Origin of the sequence: Sphingomonas sp. CCH9-F2 (assembly GCF_001556735.1) — a bacterium.
GTDB lineage: Bacteria > Pseudomonadota > Alphaproteobacteria > Sphingomonadales > Sphingomonadaceae > Sphingomonas > Sphingomonas ginsenosidimutans.
The window spans coordinates 1-527 of sequence record NZ_LSJO01000452.1 but is presented as its reverse complement, the minus strand read 5'-3'; the positions used below and the strand labels follow the sequence as shown (position 1 = coordinate 527).

1 protein-coding gene is annotated in these 527 nt (G+C 71.7%); it reads right to left on the bottom strand.

Annotated elements, in window-relative coordinates; translation table 11 throughout:
* Window positions 1–9: 9 nt before the first annotated feature.
* Window positions 10–527, bottom strand: a 518-nt coding sequence (locus AX685_RS12560; protein ID WP_269450487.1) for a sugar phosphate nucleotidyltransferase, incomplete at its 5' end; no start/stop codon positions are given.

Genomic DNA, 527 nt, shown 5'->3' with positions numbered 1-527 from the left:
GGCTGAGGCTTATTTCTTCATCGCATCCAGCAGCAATTTGACGTCCTGGCTGCGCCCGCGCGGGACGATCAGCACGTCGGAACCGCTGGCCACCACGATCAGGTCGCTGACCCCGGCGATCGCGACGCGCACGCCCTCGGCCCGCACCAGGCAGTTCGCCGCGTCCAGCGCCACCACGTCGCCGCTGACGACATTGCCCTGCGCGTCGCCCTCGCTGATCGCGTGCAGCGCGTCCCAGCTGCCCACGTCGCTCCACCCCATCGCCACCGGCACCACCGCGACCCGGTCGGCCTTTTCCATCACCGCATAGTCGATCGAATCGGACGGCGATGCCGCGAACGCATCGGCATCCGGCCACACCCGCGCGCCCTCGCGCCGCGCGGCGTCCAGCGACGCGCGCACCGCCGCCAGCATGTCGGGCGCGAACCGCGCCAGCGCGGCAACGAAGGCATCGGCGCGGAACAGGAAGATCCCGCCGTTCCACGCATGGTCCCCCGCCGCCAGCATCGCCTCCGCCACGTCGCGCC